Below are 19,957 nucleotides of genomic sequence, written 5' to 3'. Positions count from 1 at the left end.
AAGTTATAGTATCAGGGAGGAAATACATTAATGGCATATGATTCAGATAGGTTGATAGTGCCTGAAAACTATAAATCCGATTTGACAATTAGGGAAACCGAAGTAGGAATAAAGCTTATAAAGGATTTCTTTGAGCAGGAGCTGGCCAAGGAATTAAACCTTACCCGCGTATCAGCACCGCTTTTTGTAAAGCCGGAAACCGGATTGAACGATAATCTCAACGGGGTGGAAAGACCCGTTTCTTTTGAAGTGAAGGATGTGGGGGGAGAAGATGTTGAAATAGTTCATTCCCTGGCGAAATGGAAGAGAATGGCCTTGAAGAGATATGGCTTTAAAAAGGACGAAGGCTTGTACACCGATATGAATGCCATACGCAGGGATGAAGACCTCGACAATCTGCACTCAATATATGTGGACCAGTGGGACTGGGAAAAGATCATTGATAAGAGTGAGAGAAATATTGAAACTTTAAAGAGCATTGTGAGGCAAATTTATAGTGTCTTTAAAAGGACAGAAGACTACATATCCGGAAAATACCCCGCAATAAAAAAAGTTCTGCCTGATGAAATCAGCTTTATAACCACTCAGGAGCTGGAGGACAAGTATCCTGAGCTTTCTCCGAAAGAGAGGGAAGACATGATAGCCAAAGAAAAAAAGGCTGTATTCATAATGCAGATAGGCGGGGAGTTGAAGTCCGGCATAAAGCATGACGGAAGAGCTCCTGACTATGATGACTGGACATTGAATGGTGATATAATATTCTGGTATCCTGTATTGAACAGAGCCTTTGAGGTATCATCGATGGGCATAAGGGTGGATGAAGAGGCGCTTAAAAAGCAGCTTAAACTGGCAGGATGTGAAGACAGGCTGAACCTTCAGTTCCACAAGGATTTGCTGAACGGGGAACTGCCTTACACTGTTGGGGGAGGAATAGGACAGTCCCGCATATGTATGTTTTTCTTAAGGAAAGCTCATATCGGCGAAGTGCAGTCATCCATATGGCCCGACAAAATGGTGGAGGACTGTGAAAAGGCAAATATTCAATTGCTGTAAAAGACAGCTTTTGCTGTTAAATTAAAAAAATGCGACAAGGATTTCATTCATGCATGAGCATCGGCAATATCCTTTGACCATGGGTATCGTCGGTGTGTATTTACCTATATGCCGGGAGGTGCAGCAATTAATCATACTCCGGCAGGCTTTAGATTATTTTATGCAAGCAAATGAAGGAGGAACGGGAAAATGGCATATACGCCTATCAAGCAAGTTTTTAGAAACACACAGGAATTTTTAAATAAAACCGTCAAAGTTGCCGGTTGGGTCAGAACTATCAGAGACTCAAAGAATTTTGGTTTTATTGAAATTAATGACGGGTCGTTTTTTAAGAACCTGCAGATTGTTTTTGAAGACGGCAAAATCCCAAATTTTAAAGAGATTACCAAGTTAACGGTAGGCTCGGCGATTGTCGTGGAAGGTACACTGGTGGAGAGCCCCGGAGCAAAACAGCCTTTTGAGGTGCAAGCCAGCAAGATAGAACTGGAGGGCGCTTGTCCCCAGGATTATCCCCTCCAGAAGAAGAGGCATTCTTTCGAGTTTTTGAGAACAATAGCTCATTTAAGGCCTCGTACCAATACATTTTCTGCTGTATTTAGGGTGAGGTCCCTGGCTGCGATGGCAATCCATCAATTCTTTCAGGACAGGGGTTTTGTATATGTGCATACACCAATAATAACCGGAAGTGATGCCGAAGGTGCAGGCGAGATGTTCAAGGTAACCACCTTTGACTTCGACAACATACCGAAGGATGAAAAGGGAAATGTTGACTATACTCAGGACTTCTTCGGAAGGTCCACGAACCTGACTGTCAGCGGGCAGCTGGCTGGAGAAACATATGCCCAGGCCTTCGGGAAAATCTATACTTTCGGACCTACATTCAGGGCGGAAAACTCCAACACAGCAAGGCATGCTGCCGAGTTCTGGATGATCGAGCCGGAAATTGCTTTTGCCGACCTGAAGGACGACATGGAGCTGGCGGAAGACATGCTGAAATATATAATAAACTATGTAATGGAAAACGCTCCTGAGGAGATGGAGTTTTTCAACAATTTTATAGACAAAACGCTTCTTGAGCGCCTGAACAATGTGGTAAGCTCAGATTTTGCCCATATCACCTATACGGAAGCCATATCAATACTGGAAAAAGAAAAAGATCAATTTGAATATCCTGTCAAATGGGGCAGCGACCTGCAGACAGAGCATGAAAGATATCTGACGGAAAAGGTATTCAAAAAGCCTTTGTTTGTGACTGATTATCCAAAGGATATCAAAGCCTTCTACATGAGGCTTAATGATGACAACAAGACTGTTGCCGCCATGGACCTGTTAGTACCGGGTGTAGGAGAAATAATCGGCGGCAGCCAGAGAGAGGAAAGGTATGACTACCTTTTGAACAGGATGAAGGAATTAGGCCTCAAGGAAGAGGATTATTGGTGGTATCTTGACCTGCGTAAGTATGGAAGCACAAAGCATGCCGGTTTTGGCCTCGGGTTTGAGAGGGCGATAATGTATATGACCGGAATAAGCAATATACGAGATGTCATTTCCTTCCCAAGGACAACCAAGTCAGCAGAGTTCTAGATTTTATCGGGGGATTTTTATCCCCCGATTTTTATAATGCCAGGGAAATCAGAATGAACACAATAACATATATAGCTTCTGCTGCCATTCATCCTTCTTCTTGGAAAAAAGTCATATATCAGATTTTTGCAGCAGTATTAACTAATTTTGCTAATAAAATTTAAAATTTAGCAAATTCTTCATTTCATTTGTTCGACTTTGTTGTATAATGTTTATAGTTGCCGAAAGAATACTATTTTGCCTAATTTCCGAGGCGTAGGAGGAAGTATATATATGTTAAAAAGTCTTAGAGCGAGGATTATTATAATTGTTGGACTACTACTAGCATTTACATGTTCTGTACTAGGGATTACCGCATATTTCAACGCTATGTCTATTCTGATGGATGACGCGAAATTTATGCTTACAGATTATACCGGTAGATTTGCCAGGGATATTAAAGACCAGGCGGAACATATATTCAAAACCCTAGAACTTCTTGCATCAGATGATGATATAAAATCAATAGGGACCTACCGGTTTGATGTTGAGTATGTCAAGAAAGTTCTGGAGCAGGAAGTTAAAAGAAATGGCCACAAACGGGTAGCCATTTCCGACATCAACGGCAATGCAATCTATCAGGATGGAACTTCGGAGAGCTTTGCAGAGAAAGAGTTTTTCCGAAAGGCATTGCAAGGAGAGAAAGTGGTATTGGGGCCCATATATGAGGAGGATTCGGTTGATATTTATTATGCGGTTCCCATCCGTCACGGTGAAGAAATAGTCGGTGTTCTGTCTGTTGAAAGAGACGGTCTGGAGCTCAGCGACTTTCTTGATGCCAGTGCTTTTGGCGGAAAAGGTACATCCTTTATATTGGACAGCGACAACAACATCATAGCGCATACCGACAGGGATACCGTTTTGTACCATCTAAAAAACTTGAGCAGTTCCAAATCTGAAGCCATTTCCGGCAATCCGGGCGAAGAGGTGGATGCTACGTCTTCTGCTTCTGTCAGCCGTTTGGGATTGACAGACGATAAAGATGTAGAAAAATTCACATCCCTATATGTAACGATAAGGGACGGCAAAGAAGGATGGGGTGAATACATAAAAGAAAATGTGCCGAAATATGTAGGCTATGCCCACATCGAAGGACTTCCGTGGACTGTCGTGCTGGAAGTGGATAAAAACGTGGTGCTTTTTGGGGCGACAGAGCTGCGCAATATTATGTTTGTAATAACTCTTATAGTGTTGGTTGCCGCTTTTGCGATAGCTTCCTTCTTTGCGATGGGGCTCAGCCGCCCGATAAAGGAGATAAGCAATAAGTGCATTGAGATGGCAGGAGGTAATTTTGCAGTTTCCATCGATGAGAAATACTGCAAGCGCAAAGATGAAGTAGGCATTCTGGCCAGGAACTTCAACAAGATTCATGAAAGCGTTTCTGAGTCCATAAAGAATGTCAAAGAGTTGACTCTCATGATGAACCAGAATGTGCTTCATACGGTGAAATCGGCGGAAAGTCTGGATGATTTTATGGTTAAGACCTCCGACATGCTGTCGGCCGTATCAGCCGGAATGCAGGAAACTGCTGCATCTGCCCAGGAAATGGGGGCGCTGTCTCAAGAGGTGGAAAACTCCATGAGAAGCGTTGAAGAGAGAGCAGAAGTGGGAGCGGAAAAGGCGCTGCAAATCAGCCGAAAGGCGGTGGAATTCAGAAACTCCTTTGCAAGTACTCAGGCTAAAGCTGTTTCGATGATTGATGAAGCCAGGGATAAGGTGAAGGAGGCCATAGAAAAAGCTGAAGCCGTCAAAAAGGTGAATGAACTGGCAAAAGCCATAATTGCCATTGCCGATCAAACCAATCTGCTGGCGCTTAATGCAGCTATAGAAGCCGCCAGGGCAGGAGAAAACGGCAAAGGATTTGCAGTAGTTGCAGAGCAAATCCGTAAGCTTGCCGGTGAATCCAAGCAGATGGTGGGAGACATCCAAAATGTGCTGGCAGAGATCAATCCTGCCGTGGATGGCCTTATTAAGCATTCCGAAGAGCTGCTCCAGTTTGTGGATACCGGTGTAAAGGCCGATTATGAAACCATGCTTGCAGCAGTAGAAGGTTACAACCGTGATGCCCAGGTGCTGAGCAGTATTATTGATGAATTCAGCAGGGTATCCTCCCAGGTTCTTTCTTCTCTCAAATCCATGGTAAGCGCAGTAGATGATGTATCTACCGCCACCAACACCGGAGCGTCCGACATTGCCGATATCAACCGGAATATAGCTGTCGCTGTAAGTGATACCAGCAAGGTGAGGGAAGAGATGGAAGCTTCTAAAAAGTGCATAGAAGATTTAATGCGAGCTGTCTCCGTTTTTAAGTAAATAAAAAAGTAAAGGAGCGTACCCTATGAAGGTGATTGCACACAGGGGTGCGTCGGCGTATGCACCCGAGAATACGATGAGCGCATTTAAAAAAGCTATATCCATGGGCGCAGGAGGAATTGAGCTGGATGTGCAGCTGTCCAGGGATGGAAGAGTCGTGGTTATTCATGATGAAAAGGTGGACAGGACCAGTGACGGAAAGGGATGGGTAAAGGATTTTGACTTGATCGATCTGAAGGCCCTTGACTTTGGAAGTTGGTTCGGACAGGAATATGCCGGGGAAAGGATACCTGTACTGGAAGAAGTTCTGGATTTGCTAAAAGACTGGGACGGCCTTCTGAACATCGAAATAAAGAATGGCCTGATAATCTATCCCGGCATAGAAGAGAAGGTTGCCGAGCTAATAAAAAAATATGATTTTGTAAACCGTGTCATCATATCCTCCTTTAACCACTACAGCCTTGTGGAGATGAAACGGATACTGCCCCAAGTTAAGACAGGGATTTTGTATATGGCAGGCCTGTATGAACCCTGGGAATATGCGAAGCGGATCAAAGCTTACGCCTTGCATCCCGCTTACTATAATGTGGTTCCTGAAATTATGGAAGGGTGCATCAAGCATGGGGTTGCAGTAAATCCCTTTACCGTCGATCATCCTGATCTTATTCGAAAAATGGCAGCGGCTGGGGTGAGTGGAATAATAACTAATGTACCGGATGTTGCTATAAAAATACTTGAAGAAATGTGAGGTAGCAATATGAAGCTGGATTATAAAAAAACGATGCTGGTCGGTTTAGGTTTTTTTACGGTAAGCTTGGTATGGACCATATACAATGTTGCTGTGCCGCTGTATCTCAAGGAGTTTGCTTTGTCGGGGGCAGTGATTGGTTTCATAATGGCTCTTGACAATATCTTTGCTGTTGTTTTCCAGCCCATTTTCGGCACCTTAAGCGACAGAACCAATACAAGATACGGAAGGAGAATGCCTTATCTTCTGGTGGGCATACCCCTTGCAGCAATAAGCTTTTTTATAATTCCTTTTACCAGGCAAAGCCTGCCACTGCTTATGATAGCAGTAATATTCCTTAACTTCTTCATGAGCGTATACAGATCTCCTGCAGTTGCCCTGATGCCGGATTTAACTCCGAGGGCTTTGAGGAGCAAGGCAAACGGCATCATTAATTTTATGGGTGGGCTGGGTACTGCTATTGCATACCTTGTATCATGGTTGCTTTTTAAAATGGGAGAGTTCTATCCCTATGTCACCGTCGCCGGCGCAATGATTATAACCATTATCGTGATGTACAACTTTATAAAAGAGCCGGAAACACCGGTCGATGATGCTCCTGAAGTGCAAAAGCAGAAGGGTGAGCATGATAAGGGCAAAACCCTCAGCTTGGTATTCCTGCTTCTGGCGATTTTTTTCTGGTTTACAGGCTTCAATGCCATAGAAACCTTCTTTTCTACTTACGGAGAAGCTGTCCTGGGAGTGGACAAGAGCGTTTCGTCCCAATTGCTCCTTTCCGTATCGGTCCTTTTCCTTATATTTGCCATGCCAGCAGGTATTGTTTCCAGGAGGTTCGGAAGGAAGAATACTATACTTACAGGATTGTGCTTGTTCATTTTTACCTGTGTAAGCCTGATATTCATCAAAAAGGTGGCAATAATGTATTTCTTGCTGGGCTTAGGGGGAATAAGCTGGGCTCTCATAAATATAAACTCTTACCCCATGGTGGTTGAAATGACTTCTTCCGGCGGAGTGGGCAAATATACAGGATATTACTATCTATTCTCGATGCTGGCAGCTATAATATCACCAATATTATACGGCTTTCTTGCAGATATGTTGGGGGATGGATTCCTGTTTATATATGCAGCGGTGGCTCTGGTGATAGCTCTCTTCTTCATGATGCTGGTCAAGCACGGGGAAGCTCCGATGGAAGAGAAGAAGGGCTTTGAAAACCTGGAGCATATGGAATCATAGTACTGTAAAAGTGCAATTGATCATACTGCTTAAGAGCTTTGACATACGCTTGGCGATCCTGCATATATGACCTGACCGGGTGTTTATCTTTGTATTCTTGATCGTAAAAGTCATGTTTACATAATATGCTTCTTATTGCAATAGAATAGAATATCTAAGATTTACGGAGAAAAAGAACTCTTAATCTTTTACTATGAAGGATTTCGGGGTTCTTTTTTATTATGCCAAAAGTGAAGAAAGTAAGGTTTGCATAATTGACGCTGTTGTAAAATTATGTTAACCTGATATTGTAAAAGAAAGCACTTAAATAAGTTGCATGAATTCCAAACATATCAAAGAGGGGGAACAATATGAAGAATAATCTGAAGAAAAGAATTAAAAAAGGAATTGCTGTTTTAGCTGCTTCTCTGATGCTTACGGCCATCAATCCCGCATATGCAGCCGATTATTCCATCAAGATTGAGCAAAATGGATATCTTAGAAGTGACGGTAATTATTATTTTTGGGATCCGTTGAAAGCTGTGGCAAAAAATATAAGATATATAAATAATGATGTTTACATAACTACTGACGGAGAGTGCTATTATTATCGTGGTTATTATAACTATAATGGTAAAAAAATACTGGACAATGTGGCGATGATTTCAGATGTAGTTCATGATTCTTACTATGATTATTTTTATTATTTGCATACCGATGGCAATTTGATGTATGCCCAAAAGAGACAGGATGATATTGAGACAAAGGTTGTTATTGAAAAAATGGGCAATTTAAAGCAGCTCGACTCCAGTTATGCTCTGACAGGGAAAGGAGACCTGTATTATTTAGGTGTGGACGAAGCGAGACTGATAGATACCAATGTAAAAAGCTATGAATACTTTCCTACACATATAAACTATAATGGAGAGTACACGTTCTACGCTATGCTTTATTTAAAGAATGACAATTCTTTGTATTCAAGCTATGGGGTCGACCTGTCAAACATAAATGAGAAACCAAGGCATTTGCTGAACAATGTAACGTATTATGAAGTTAAAGGCTTGCAGCTCAGGGCAAAGACCTCTGATAACACGTGGTATGCATGGGGCGACAATAGTTCATATCAAATTTATAAAGACATAGTTGACGGATATAATGTTGCGCCAAAGTATGTGGATGTGCCCAGAAAAATAACCGACAATATACTGTATCAGGAAGAAGGATATGAACTTAGGCTGGATGGCAGCTTTTACAGAAAAGATAAAGAATCAGGTACAGTAAAATATACCTTGCTGGATACAGATGTAGCTACTGTGACCAAACCAGGTAATGGCTACATATATCAGAAATTTAATGGCGATGTTTATCATATTAAAGAAACTTGGGCCAACCATTATTATCAGCCTGTCCCTGGTACATCAAAATTATTGTGCAAAGACGTAGCAATAAAAGTTACGGATCCCGATAAATATAGGGTAGAGTATAATCTCAATATTTTTAAAAAAGATGGCACAATAGTGGTAATTGACCGTGATGGCAAGGTGATTGATACCCTCATCCCTTCAAAATATTTCAGCTCAAGCAGTTGGGCGCAGGCTGAACTGCAGGAGGCAGACAAGCTTGGACTTCTGGATTCTGTTATTGATTATGTCTTTGACAGAGATATTAGCCGAATGAAATTCTGTGCTCTGATTGTCGATATGTGCGAAACATATTTGGGCAAAGAAATGCCTGTATCTACTTCAAATCCTTTTAGAGACCTGGACTATGATGATGTGAAGGACCAAAAAGATATCATTCTAAAAGCTTACGCTGCAGGCATTGTAAATGGAACGGATGCTACAACCTTTAGCCCAAGTTCCACCATTGACCGCCAACAGATGGCAGCCATGATGTATAGGGCGGCAAAATACTTAAACCCAGGAATAAAAGCTGGTAATCCTGCTAAGTTTGCTGATGCCGATAAAATCAACAATTGGGCCGCCGAAAGCGTAAATGCCATGTCTTCCTTGGGCATTATCAAAGGCAGCGATGGCAAGTTTAACCCAAATGAAAGAGCGACAATTGAGCAATCCGCCTTGATGGTATTGCGCTTATTCAAAGTACTAAAGCAGGGAGCATAAAGCCAGTGCAATAAGAGGCATTATTAAGCCGGGTATAAATTTCTTGCTTATTGCATGGTACCAAAAGGTATGGCATAAAAAGCTTATCGGTACCTGTTCATTACTCTAATGCCCGCAATATTTTTATCGCTGCTCATGAAAAAGGATTTTTGAGCTTAGGATTTAAAGCTTAGGTGTAATAAAAAAGCAGAAAGAACTCATACCATATTGTATGTATTCTTTCTGCTTTCTATTACCTAAAGATGCGCAATATGATTTTACTTACCGAACACATTGATATATCCCTGAATAAGCACCACCAAGATGATGGCAGGCAAAATCCAGGTCAAATACCCTTTCAGAGCACGGGGTACTTTTAATCCCTTTCCAGCATTGACTTCCTCAAGGTATTTGTCAAATCCCCAACCATAGCGGGTAACGCAGAAAAGCAGATAAACCAGTGAACCTAAAGGAAGCAGATTATAGCTGATTATGAAATCTTCCAGGTCCAGTATGCCGGTGCCTTCTCCTAAGGGCTGAATCCAGCTTAAGACATTGAAACCTAGAATACATGGCATGGAAAGCACGATGAGCAAAAACATGTTAATAATGGATGCCTTTTTTCGGCTCCATCCCCAGAGGTCCACCCCGAAGGAAATTATGTTTTCAAAGACGGCGATAACCGTGGAAAAGGCTGCAAAGGACATAAAGATGAAAAACAGCGAGCCCCAGATTCTTCCGCCGCTCATTGCGTTAAAAATATTGGGCAATGTTACAAATATAAGTCCTGGCCCTTGCCCTGGGTCAACGTTAAAAGAAAAGCAAGCGGGGAAGATGATAAGTCCTGCAATAATTGAAATCGCAGTGTCTAATACAGCAATATTAATGGACTCACCGAGAAGTCGGCGATCTTTCCCGATGTAACTACCGAATATAGCCAAGGAACCGATTCCTATGCTTAAGGTAAAGAATGCCTGGCTCATGGCAGCAAAAATTGTTTCCCAGATGCCATTTTCTTTTATCTGATTAACATCGGGCATGAGATAAAAGCTTAAGCCTTTACCGGCATTTGGAAGCGTCATGGACTTAACCGCCAGCAGCACGATGATGGCCAGAAGCAATACCATCATGACCTTGGTAACCTTTTCAACACCCTCCTGCAAACCAAGGGAGCAAATTCCAAAGCAAACAACAGTTGTTATAACCATCCACACAGTCATCTCTACCGGATTGGCTATAAGGTTTGAAAATATTTGACCAACCTGCTGGGTATCAAGACCATCAAACTGGCCTGTCAGCATCCTGTAGAAATAAGCCAGCATCCAACCGGCAATGGTGGTATAAAACATCATTAGTATGTAATTTCCGGCTACTCCGGCATAACCCATCCAATGCCATTTTTGTCCCTTTTTCTCCAGAACATTAAAAGAAGTGGCAATGCTTTTCTGACTGGCACGTCCTACCGCGAGCTCCATTGTGATGATGGGAATACCGAGCATAAAAATAAATATCAGATAGATCAGAACGAATATTCCTCCGCCATATTGTCCTGCAATGTAAGGAAACCGCCAAACATCACCTAACCCGATGGCACATCCCGCAGAGATTAAGATGAAACCTAAGCGAGAAGCAAACCTCTCTCTTTTTTCCATTTTTTTCACCTCTTAAGATTGTTAAACTAATCCTACATTGATTCACCGGAAACAATTGCTTTCCAGTAATACCACAAAGCAAAGTAGAACTAATTTATTGATTAGCAAACCGCAATAAATTATATTATATTTTTTGTCAACTATCAATGAATATATTCGAGAAGCATAATGAAACTATTACGGGAGATGGGATTATTAGGCGCGCTCGAGTAAAATTACTGTAGGGAATCAATTGGAATAAATATCCAAAAAATTGAAAAGAAGATGACATCCTGTTAAGATATAAGTCGCCAAATCAAAATACTCAACGAAAGGATGCATCTTCTATGTACAATAGTATACAACATTTTATTGGTTTTGGTGTAAAAAAGATTGAAGAAAAGGTAAAAAAATTTGTTGAAAAGCCTACGGACCTAGCTGACCTTGTTTTGGGATTGCATGAAGAACTTCTTGAATTAGGTAGAAACATTGTTACAGAAGTTCTTGAAGATATGGATGATTATCTGCGGGAATCGGCTTCTCGCAAGCAGAACTGGGAAATTGTAAGAAAGGATAGAACAGGACTTTTAACAAGCTTTGGACCCATCAGTTATGAACGAACATATTTTAAGCCTAAGAAAGGCGGAAAAAGGCAATATCTTGTGGATAGAATAGTTGGTATCAATCCTCATGACCGAGTAAGTGCTGATGTTGTCATAAATGCTGTGGAAGAGGCTGCGGAGAGCAGTTATAGAAAAGGTGGAGAAAAAGCTGCATACATGGATGAGGTAAGCAAACAGGCTGTAATGAATAAAGTACATGAACTTGAAGTTGTTCAGCCATCGGTGGAAAAGAGAAAGGATGAGACACCAAAGATTCTGTATATTGAGGCTGATGAAGACCATGTAGCGCAGCAAGGGAAAAAGAGACATAAGACAGAAGATGAATGGGGAGCAAGTAGCACACTAATGCCTAAGCTTGTATACGTTCATGAGGGAATTGACCATGAAAAAAGCACGAAGAAGAGAAAAGTATTGAAGAATCCCCGTTATTTTGGAGGAATCAGAGATAGTGAAGAACTGTGGCTAGAGGTTTCCCAATACATAGATGATACTTATGATGTGGATAAGATTGAAACTGTATATATATCTGGAGATGGAGCAGCTTGGATAAAACAGGGATTAAACTGGATTGGTAAAAGCAAGTTTGTATTGGATAAGTATCATTTGAGCAAATACGTAAAAGTAGCAACGGCACACTTGGAAGACGAAGATATCGAACAGGAATTAGATGATGCCTTGAAAGAAGCTGATAAGGCGGGGCTTAAGAAGGCATTTGCTAAAATTCTTGAAAAGACAGAATCGGAGACAAAGAGGAAAGCGGTTAACGATGCAAAAAGATATATATTGAATAACTGGGCAGGAATAGAGATAAAGGTAGATAACTATGAAATTGTAGGATGCAGTGCTGAAGGGCATGTAAGCCATATTCTATCCGATAGGTTAAGCAGCAGGCCAATGGGTTGGTCAAAAAATGGTGCGGACAAGATGGCCCAACTCAGAATTTTCAAGAAAAACGGAGGAAAAGTATACGACTTGGTAATGGCTCAAAAGAAGAAAGAACAACGGGAGCAGGCACAGCAGCTACAAGATGAATTAATTCGTGAATTGAGAACAAATAGGAATAGATATGATGGTGTTTGGGACAGTAATCTAACAATAATCAGTAAAGGCCATAAAACACTGCTTTATAGAGCGCTAAGAGCCTTTGTAGGGTAACAATGAACGAAGGGAACGGCGAAGCGAACCCTTTACAATAAGAGGGACCCATATGGTATAATGGGCTAAAGTGGCAGCCAAAAGCTCCAGAGACATTCCCCTGTTACAAGGGGTGCCGCCCTGGCTGACAAACCATATGGGAGATGCTTGTTGTCAAGGGCGTGACCGGAGTGGACTTATTTTAGGAAGTCGTCTTATCTTCAATTCCCTACAGTAAATTGACTCAATCATTAGGCGCTGTACGGCTTGACAAAAGGGCACTAATGTACTATAATTGTATTTGTTAAAATCTTAACAATTGTTAGTCATTACCAAAGAACCTTAGTTGGGGGGTTATCTGTTGGATGTATATATTTGTGTAGGGAGTTCCTGCCATTTAAAAGGATCGTATTATATTTTAAAATCATTTCAAGAGCTCATAAAAAAATACAAGCTGGAAGACCGGGTAGAGCTGAAAGCTTCTTTTTGCCTGGGGAATTGCACAGATGGTGTTTCGGTTAAAGTGCAGGACGATATGATCGGAGGCGTAACCCCTGACAATGCGGAGCAGAAATTTAAGGAAGTAATATTAGAAAGGCTGCAAAATGAGCATAATTCAATTTAAGGAAGCAAACTGCAAAAATTGCTATAAATGTATTCGCAACTGTCCCATAAAAGTCATTGCTTTTAGGAACGATCAGGCTGAAATTGTTGAAGAGGAATGCATCCTATGTGGAAGATGTCTTACTGTCTGTCCCCAGAACGCCAAGACTGTCAAGAGCGATATTGACAGGGTGAAAGGTTTCCTGTCCAAAAATGAAAAGGTATATGTTAGCCTTGCTCCTTCTTATGTTGCGGCTTTTGATACCGATGAACCCGAAAGGGTGGTGGCTGCTTTGTTCAAGCTGGGCGTTACCCATGTTGAGGAGACGGCCATAGGAGCCACACAGGTATCAAAAGAATATGGAAAACTCATGAATGATAAAAAGATGAACAACATTATAACCACTTGCTGCCCTAGCATAGTTTCCCTTGTGGAGCGGTATTATCCGACATTGATCGGTCAGATGGCGCCTGTGGTATCTCCTATGGTTGCCCATGCCAGGATGATGCGGAGCATGTACGGACCAAGGATAAAAATCGTTTTTATAGGCCCCTGTATTGCTAAAAAAAGGGAATGTACTGAAATAGCAAATGAAGGCAGCGTAGATGCCGTGCTTACCTTTGAGGAGCTGGAAAAATGGATGGACATGGAAGGTATTGACATTAACAGCATAGATGCCGGGGAGCTTAAAGGATTAAGCAATCCTGCGGCGAGGCTTTATCCGTCGCCGGGAGGCATTATAAAGACCTTGCATGCCGATGATAGAAAAAAGTATAAATGCATAAGCGTGGATGGAATAGACAGATGCATTGAAATATTGGATTGGATGAAGGAAGGTAAAGTAAAAAGCTATTTCATTGAGATGAATAGCTGTACCGGAGGCTGTCTTGGAGGACCCTGCATCGGAAAAGTGGAAGGCGGCTTTTTAGGAGCCCGGGACAAGCTGCTCAACTATGCAAGGAAAAAACTTAAGGATCCAACCCATGCATTAGTTGAGGATGCCAAGGCGCCGCTGGAGAGGAATTTTATTGACCGGTCAAAGCCCATGGACATTCCGGATGAAGATACAATTAGAAGCATATTGAGCATGATAGGCAAGGTAAACAAGGATAAGGAGCTTAATTGCGGTGCATGCGGATATTCCACCTGCAGGGATAAGGCGATCGCTGTATATAATAAGAAGGCGGATCTTAAGATGTGCCTTCCCTATATGAGGGAAAAAGCTGAATCCATTTCAAACATAATAATGCATAACTCACCTAACGCTTTAATAGCTTTGGACAAGAACTTAATCATACAGGAATATAATTTGTCTGCCTGCAAGCTTTTCAAAATGGAGGACACAGATATGTCCGGCAAGCATATCTATGAAATTCTCAATTGTCCTGATTTTGAAGCTGCACTGCAAAACGGGGAAAACATTCTGGACAAAAAGTACTACTATGATGCCTATGGAATTACTGTGATGCAGTCAATTATTTATGTAAGAGAATACGATATGATTATCGCCATCATCAAAGATATTACGGAAAACGAAGAACAAAGGAAGAAGATATACTCAATGCGTTCGGAAACCATAGATATAGCCCAAAAAGTCATTGAAAAGCAAATGAGAGTGGCCCAGGAAATTGCAAGCCTCCTGGGGGAAACAACAGCTGAAACCAAAGTAGCCCTTACAGGATTGAAAAAATCAATATTAGCTGATATGGGTGAAGAAAAATGAGCCTGTACATTGATGCAAGCTACGAAAGTTTAAATAAATTCAATGAGGAGCTATGTGGCGACAAGGTTGAAATAATAAGGAACAGGGATTCGGTCATAGTAGTCCTGGCAGACGGACTGGGAAGCGGGGTTAAGGCGAACATACTCGCCACCCTTACAAGCAAAATAATCGGTACCATGCTGACAGAAGGTGCCAGTGTTGATGAGGCAGTGGAAACTATTGTAAATACTCTGCCGGTTTGCAGGGAAAGGGGAATAGCCTATTCAACCTTCTCCATACTGCAGGTGTTTTACTCCGGAAAGGCTTATCTTGCCGAGTTTGACAATCCGTCGATGATAAGGCTGAAAAAAGGTGTTTTTGTGGATGTTGAGAGGGAAAACAGGGCCATCAACGGCAAGAGGATTTTGGAAAGCAGATTTTCCGTAAGTCCCGGAGATTTATTTGTGATGATGAGCGACGGCGTGATTCATGCGGGTATTGGAAGTACGCTGAACATGGGATGGCAGTGGGAAAATGTGAGGGATTATATCGCCAAAACCTATAGACCGGATATGTCTGCCAGAAACATGTCCAAGCTTTTGATTTCTGCATGCGATAACCTGTACTCCCGCATGCCTGGGGATGACGCTACTGCAGTTGCAATAAAAATAAGGGAGCCTGTCCAAGTCAATATAATGATAGGTCCTCCGGTGGACAGGAGCATGGATGGGTATGTTGTCGGCAGGTTTATGGAGCAGAAAGGCAAGAAGATTGTATGCGGTGGCACTACATCCCAGATTGTGAGCAGGGAACTGAACAAGGAAATTATAACGACCATCAATTATTTTAATCCTTCAATACCACCTACCGCTGAAATAGAAGGGATAGATATGGCTACGGAGGGTGTGCTCACCTTCGGAAAGGCCTTGGAATTTGTCAAAAACTGCTTTTCTTCGGAAAGCACTATAAATGATTTTCTGAGCTTGAATAAACAGGATGGTGCTTCCCGATTGGCTAAAATTCTGCTGGAGGAAGGCACATCAATGCATTTTTTTGTAGGAAGAGCTATCAACCCTGCCCACCAGAATCCTGAGCTTCCGCTCAATCTCAGCTTAAAGCTTAAACTGGTGGAAGAGATGGCCGAGTACCTGAAAAAAATGGGCAAGCATGTTGAGGTGGAGTATTATTGACCCCATTGAATTTTGTAAAAAGGATGAGTTAATCAATGACTAGGATGATGTGCCGGGGGATTTGCTTAAGCTTTTTCTCCGGAACTCTTTATCATAAAAGAAAAGGCATTTTTACTTCAATAGAAGGATGAAATACCAATGGCGATGAGGACGATTACGCTTAAATTGCACAAACCCGGAGCCCGTAAGAGACGGATCATAGATGAAGCCATATACAATTATTCCAGAGCATACCAGTATCTTTTGGACAAAGCTCGCAAAGATATCGATAATTTACGGAAAAATTACAAGGATGAAAAGGGCAGATACAGAACAACGGTGATTTCCAAATGGGTGGACAAGAACACGGCAAGGGAGCTGAACAGATTTGATATCGAGCCCTTCAAGGATTCGCTGATAATGGATTTTGGCATGACTATGGCAAGCTACCTTGCATTGAAGGAACTAAAATCTGATGCGGGGTTTCCCGTGGCATATATATCTCCTGGCAGATGGGAACAGGAATACGAGCAGATTTTTTCCGAGTTTGAGAAAGGGCAGCAGTCTGAAGCTGAATTTGAAAAGATCGTATCAAAAATGGCAAAAAAATCCGAGGCTTTGAAACCTTTGTTTTTCTGCCGTTATGATACCAAGAGGGATTACTGCCTTCTATATGACGAGATGAAAAACAGGTATTATGTCAAGCTGTATCTGATGAATGCCAGGAGTGAGAACAGGAAAGAAATCAACTGCAGGAAGGATAGGGTGCTGCGCTATATATTCAAAGGAGGAAAAGAACTGGAAAGCAGCGGGAGAAAGGAACGTTACCTGCTGGTTCCCCTTAGTTTCGGGAAGTGGCAGGAGGCCTATCTGAAAAAAGCATTGGAAAATCCTTCGATCCTTAAGACAGCCAGGCTGTCAAAAAAGGGAGAGGAGTATTATTTATCGATAAGCGTTGATATAGGGGATTGTGAGGCAGTAAAAACAGAAAACTATCTCGGAGTATCCAGGGGAATCAAAAATGTCCTGAATTTTGCTGTTGTAAACGGAGAGGGTGAAATATCGGACAAAGGCGGGATAGAACTGGAAAAGGCAGCGTTGAAATATTGCCCCAAAAATGGCAATGCTCTGGCTGAGGGCGGAAAGATTTCCTCCGGGGACCTTCACAAGTTGGCCAATATGATTGTGGAAAAGGCACTGGAAAGCAAGGCGCAGGTTATTGTTGAGTCCCTTATCGATAGAGGTGACTTGATTAAATGGGAAGACGAAAACGGACGGCTCTGTCCTTCTTCAATCAGCTGTTATGCCTATAACCGGATTGTGGAAATATTGGATTACAAGCTCCCTGGGGCAGGTCTGCCGCCACCTGTCAAAGTAAGCCCTGCAGGAATATTCTATACATGCCCCAATTGCGGACTTCGCTCAAAGGACAACAGGTTCTCAAAGGACCTGCTTATCTGTATAGCGTGCGGGACAGCTGCAGCAGTTGAGGAGGCTGGTAGCCTGAACCTATCGAAAAAACTCATAAAATACAAGAAGGAAATGCTTAAAATAAAGGTAAAGAGGATGCCCGAAGGCATGATATTCCTCAATGAAGACATAGGGCTGGAATTCGCGCCCACCGGGACAAAGGATTTTTTACAGGAATTCAAAGAGGAAATCCGGAGGATGGCAGAGGATTTGAAAACTAAAAAATATATAAACAGAAAAGACAAGGGCTTCAGGAAAAAATACAGCCTGATAAAAAAACTTGAGGAATGTGAGAACTTTAGTGATATAATAGAACTGGAGATATAGATTTATACAGCCATGAGAAGTACTCTTTAAATGGCCGGAAGATGAATGGCCCACTTGTGTGGGAAACCCTTTAAGGCTGATGAAAAATTGATACGGGAGAAACATTGACAAGAAGCCCCACTATCATCAGATGGGGTGCTTTGATAAATTTCATATGGTGTGCTTGCTGCCGCACCATGGTCTGGGAGCCAGGGTAATCCGGTTTTCGGACTGAAACTTACAGAGTAAGCATATTGATATATGAAAGTGCAGCTATCTAGAGAATAGCGAAGCAGCCTTGCAGGCACAATCCTGTGTGGCTGCTTTGCTGTTATTTGCCGAAAGCTTATAAAGCTTAAAGCGAATCCCAGCAGCACTGTTCCGGGAGCCTGGCGGGCAGTTGGAGCGCCTTATGATAGTCAAAATTGCGGCAAGGTTGTCGTTGGAATACTTAACCGGATACAATAGAGAAATTCAGGGTAAAAATATAAGCAGGAGGAGAGGTGAGGCAAATGGCGATAAAAGGCAGGATACATTCCTTTGAAAGCTTTGGTACGGTGGATGGGCCGGGCATCAGATTTGTGGTGTTCATGCAGGGCTGTCCCCTGCGCTGCATATATTGCCATAACAGGGATACATGGGATGTATCGGGAGGCCGTGAATATACGGTGGACGAGGTTATGGAACAGGTAAAAAAATATTTGACATATATGCGTTCTTCCGGTGGCGGAATTACGGTGACGGGAGGAGAACCGACCCTGCAGGCAGGCTTTGTTGCAGAGCTTTTCAAAAGATGCAGGGAAATGGATATTCACACGGCACTGGACACCTCAGGGTTTGCAGCCGTGGAAAAAGTAAAGGAGCTCCTTGAGTATACCGATCTGATTCTGCTGGATATCAAGCATGCTGTTGATGAAAAGCACAAGGAGATCACCGGAGTAAGCAATGAGTTAATAAAAAAGTTCGCTCTGTATGCGTCTGAAAAGGGAATTCCCATTTGGATAAGGCATGTGCTGGTGCCGGGATATACCGACAGCGAAGAAGATTTAAGGCTGGCAGGTGAATTTATAAAGCAGCTGAAAACTGTTGAAAAGGTGGAAGTATTGCCGTATCATAATATGGGTGAATACAAGTGGGAGAAGCTTGGCCAGGAGTATAAGCTAAAAGGAGTAAGAAGCCCGACGGCGGAAGAGGTCAACCGAGCCGTCAAAATATTGGAAGGAAAGCAATAGTCTGGATATAGGGAAAGACTTTCAGATACTTTGTAAAATGAACGGGGGAAAATGCATGAAGTACAAACTTATTTGCTGTGAGGTATTTTTGAGGGAAGCATGCCTGGCGATAGCTGCTACATCTAATACTGTCGATCCGGAGTTTACACCCAAAAACGCCCATGAAAATTCCAATGAACTGAGAAAGATCATTCAAGAGAAAATTGATTCTGTAGAAAAGACGGGAGGTTATGACGCTATTTTGCTGGGTTATGGCCTTTGCGGCAATGGAACTGCCGGAATTGCTGCCCGTTCTATTCCTCTGGTAATCCCAAGAGCCCATGACTGCTGTACCATATTTCTGGGGTCCAAGAGTAAGTTTATAGAATATTTCAAGGATAATCTCAGCGCTGAGTGGAGTTCCACCGGATATATGGAAAGGGGAGGAAAAGACTCCTATCTCAGGGAAAGCGATACAAGCAAGCTTTTGGGCCTGGACAAAGCCTATGAGGAATATGTGGAGCAATATGGGGAGGAGAATGCAAAGTATCTCTGGGAAATGCTGCATCCGAAAAATGAAAGCGACGAGCTTATCTACATCAAAGTGCCGGAAACGGAACACCTGGGATACCTGAAAAAACTTGAAAGCTATGCTGAGGAAATCGGAAAGAGAGTAAGGGTATTGGATGGGGATATGCGATTGATCCGCGGGCTTGTAAACGGTGACTGGAACGAGGACGAATACCTTGTCGTGCCGCCTGGAGAGACTATAAAACCCGTTTATGACCATGACAAGATCATCACTTGCTGATGCGGCTGACCTATGTATATCGGTTCAAATAGTGAGAGTGAAAGCCTGGGCATGAAAGCGAATGAAATAAAAACCCAGGTATGAAAGCGTAAGAATTGTAGCTTGGATTAATATAAAATAGAAAGATAACATGCCGGGTGTGAAAGTAAAAAAAGCGAAAATATGGACATGGAAGCGAAAGAAATGAAAATCTGAGTATGAAAGCTAATGAATTAAAACATGGGTATAAAAACAGGAGAGTT

The 19,957-nt window shown here is 42.3% G+C and carries 15 protein-coding genes; 14 read left to right on the top strand and 1 reads right to left on the bottom strand.

The genetic code is table 11. The annotated features are described in order from the left end of the window. Window positions 1–30 precede the first annotated feature (30 nt). The 6 genes from asnA to CDO33_RS14290 all read left to right on the top strand — a co-directional run bounded on the left by asnA (window position 31) and on the right by CDO33_RS14290 (window position 9,075). On the top strand, window positions 31–1,053 hold the full coding sequence (gene asnA, locus CDO33_RS14315; RefSeq protein ID WP_103082604.1) for an aspartate--ammonia ligase: 1,023 nt from the start codon (window positions 31–33) through the stop codon (window positions 1,051–1,053). Window positions 1,054–1,242: 189 nt separating this feature from the next. Continuing rightward, entirely contained in the window at window positions 1,243–2,637 is a 1,395-nt protein-coding gene (gene asnS, locus CDO33_RS14310) for an asparagine--tRNA ligase (protein ID WP_103082605.1), read from the top strand. A 273-nt stretch (window positions 2,638–2,910) separates the two neighbouring features. After that, complete coding sequence (locus CDO33_RS14305; protein WP_103082606.1) at window positions 2,911–4,989, top strand: methyl-accepting chemotaxis protein; 2,079 nt, start codon at window positions 2,911–2,913, stop codon at window positions 4,987–4,989. A gap of 25 nt (window positions 4,990–5,014) precedes the next feature. Then, window positions 5,015–5,737: a glycerophosphodiester phosphodiesterase gene (locus CDO33_RS14300; RefSeq protein ID WP_103082607.1), complete on the top strand. Its 723-nt coding sequence runs from the start codon at window positions 5,015–5,017 to the stop codon at window positions 5,735–5,737. Window positions 5,738–5,746: 9 nt separating this feature from the next. After that, window positions 5,747–6,973, top strand: coding sequence for an MFS transporter (locus CDO33_RS14295; protein WP_103082608.1), 1,227 nt, complete (start codon window positions 5,747–5,749; stop codon window positions 6,971–6,973). A gap of 350 nt (window positions 6,974–7,323) precedes the next feature. Continuing rightward, window positions 7,324–9,075: an S-layer homology domain-containing protein gene (locus CDO33_RS14290; RefSeq protein ID WP_103082609.1), complete on the top strand. Its 1,752-nt coding sequence runs from the start codon at window positions 7,324–7,326 to the stop codon at window positions 9,073–9,075. Between the two features lie 257 nt (window positions 9,076–9,332). Here the strand turns inward: CDO33_RS14290 and CDO33_RS14285 are convergent, their stop codons facing one another. Continuing rightward, window positions 9,333–10,706 carry a sodium-dependent transporter gene (locus CDO33_RS14285; RefSeq protein ID WP_103082610.1) on the bottom strand — a complete coding sequence of 458 codons (1,374 nt, stop codon included), beginning with the start codon at window positions 10,704–10,706 and terminating at the stop codon, window positions 9,333–9,335. 326 nt (window positions 10,707–11,032) lie between these two features. Between CDO33_RS14285 and CDO33_RS14280 the strand changes: the two genes are divergently transcribed. From CDO33_RS14280 to CDO33_RS14250, 8 genes are all read left to right on the top strand, one after another. After that, a complete protein-coding gene (locus CDO33_RS14280; RefSeq protein ID WP_103089282.1) occupies window positions 11,033–12,463 on the top strand; it encodes an ISLre2 family transposase in 1,431 nt (476 codons plus the stop codon). 337 nt (window positions 12,464–12,800) lie between these two features. After that, the gene (locus CDO33_RS14275; protein WP_103083048.1) at window positions 12,801–13,067 is read left to right on the top strand and encodes a (2Fe-2S) ferredoxin domain-containing protein; all 267 of its coding nucleotides are present in this window, start codon (window positions 12,801–12,803) and stop codon (window positions 13,065–13,067) included. Further along, window positions 13,048–14,769 carry a [Fe-Fe] hydrogenase large subunit C-terminal domain-containing protein gene (locus CDO33_RS14270; RefSeq protein ID WP_103083038.1) on the top strand — a complete coding sequence of 574 codons (1,722 nt, stop codon included), beginning with the start codon at window positions 13,048–13,050 and terminating at the stop codon, window positions 14,767–14,769. Before CDO33_RS14275 ends, CDO33_RS14270 begins: the two co-directional genes overlap by 20 nt. Next, window positions 14,766–15,938, top strand: coding sequence for a SpoIIE family protein phosphatase (locus CDO33_RS14265; protein WP_103083039.1), 1,173 nt, complete (start codon window positions 14,766–14,768; stop codon window positions 15,936–15,938). The genes CDO33_RS14270 and CDO33_RS14265 overlap by 4 nt, the downstream gene beginning before the upstream one ends. A gap of 138 nt (window positions 15,939–16,076) precedes the next feature. Further along, on the top strand, window positions 16,077–17,714 hold the full coding sequence (locus tag CDO33_RS14260) for a transposase (protein ID WP_103083040.1): 1,638 nt from the start codon (window positions 16,077–16,079) through the stop codon (window positions 17,712–17,714). Between the two features lie 391 nt (window positions 17,715–18,105). Further along, window positions 18,106–18,237: a hypothetical protein gene (locus CDO33_RS21505; protein WP_274540207.1), complete on the top strand. Its 132-nt coding sequence runs from the start codon at window positions 18,106–18,108 to the stop codon at window positions 18,235–18,237. Further along, window positions 18,206–18,925: a pyruvate formate-lyase-activating protein gene (gene pflA / locus CDO33_RS14255; protein WP_103083041.1), complete on the top strand. Its 720-nt coding sequence runs from the start codon at window positions 18,206–18,208 to the stop codon at window positions 18,923–18,925. Before CDO33_RS21505 ends, pflA begins: the two co-directional genes overlap by 32 nt. A 55-nt stretch (window positions 18,926–18,980) precedes the next feature. Continuing rightward, window positions 18,981–19,715 carry a DUF1638 domain-containing protein gene (locus tag CDO33_RS14250; protein ID WP_161496603.1) on the top strand — a complete coding sequence of 245 codons (735 nt, stop codon included), beginning with the start codon at window positions 18,981–18,983 and terminating at the stop codon, window positions 19,713–19,715. Window positions 19,716–19,957 lie beyond the last annotated feature (242 nt).

Source organism: Clostridium thermosuccinogenes (assembly GCF_002896855.1).
GTDB lineage: Bacteria > Bacillota > Clostridia > Acetivibrionales > DSM-5807 > Pseudoclostridium > Pseudoclostridium thermosuccinogenes.
This window is presented reverse-complemented; position numbering and strand designations above follow the sequence as displayed.

Excerpts from the sequence above, each read along its gene's own strand:
- CDO33_RS14250 (WP_161496603.1), top strand. The coding sequence starts at position 18,981 with ATGAAGTACAAACTTATTTGCTGTGAGGTATTTTTGAGGGAAGCATGC.
- CDO33_RS14265 (WP_103083039.1), top strand. The coding sequence starts at position 14,766 with ATGAGCCTGTACATTGATGCAAGCTACGAAAGTTTAAATAAATTCAAT.
- CDO33_RS21505 (WP_274540207.1), top strand. The coding sequence starts at position 18,106 with ATGATAGTCAAAATTGCGGCAAGGTTGTCGTTGGAATACTTAACCGGA.
- CDO33_RS14270 (WP_103083038.1), top strand. The coding sequence starts at position 13,048 with ATGAGCATAATTCAATTTAAGGAAGCAAACTGCAAAAATTGCTATAAA.
- CDO33_RS14290 (WP_103082609.1), top strand. The coding sequence starts at position 7,324 with ATGAAGAATAATCTGAAGAAAAGAATTAAAAAAGGAATTGCTGTTTTA.
- CDO33_RS14300 (WP_103082607.1), top strand. The coding sequence starts at position 5,015 with ATGAAGGTGATTGCACACAGGGGTGCGTCGGCGTATGCACCCGAGAAT.
- CDO33_RS14305 (WP_103082606.1), top strand. The coding sequence starts at position 2,911 with ATGTTAAAAAGTCTTAGAGCGAGGATTATTATAATTGTTGGACTACTA.
- CDO33_RS14280 (WP_103089282.1), top strand. The coding sequence starts at position 11,033 with ATGTACAATAGTATACAACATTTTATTGGTTTTGGTGTAAAAAAGATT.
- CDO33_RS14285 (WP_103082610.1), bottom strand. The coding sequence starts at position 10,706 with ATGGAAAAAAGAGAGAGGTTTGCTTCTCGCTTAGGTTTCATCTTAATC.
- pflA (WP_103083041.1), top strand. The coding sequence starts at position 18,206 with ATGGCGATAAAAGGCAGGATACATTCCTTTGAAAGCTTTGGTACGGTG.
- CDO33_RS14260 (WP_103083040.1), top strand. The coding sequence starts at position 16,077 with ATGGCGATGAGGACGATTACGCTTAAATTGCACAAACCCGGAGCCCGT.
- asnA (WP_103082604.1), top strand. The coding sequence starts at position 31 with ATGGCATATGATTCAGATAGGTTGATAGTGCCTGAAAACTATAAATCC.
- CDO33_RS14295 (WP_103082608.1), top strand. The coding sequence starts at position 5,747 with ATGAAGCTGGATTATAAAAAAACGATGCTGGTCGGTTTAGGTTTTTTT.
- asnS (WP_103082605.1), top strand. The coding sequence starts at position 1,243 with ATGGCATATACGCCTATCAAGCAAGTTTTTAGAAACACACAGGAATTT.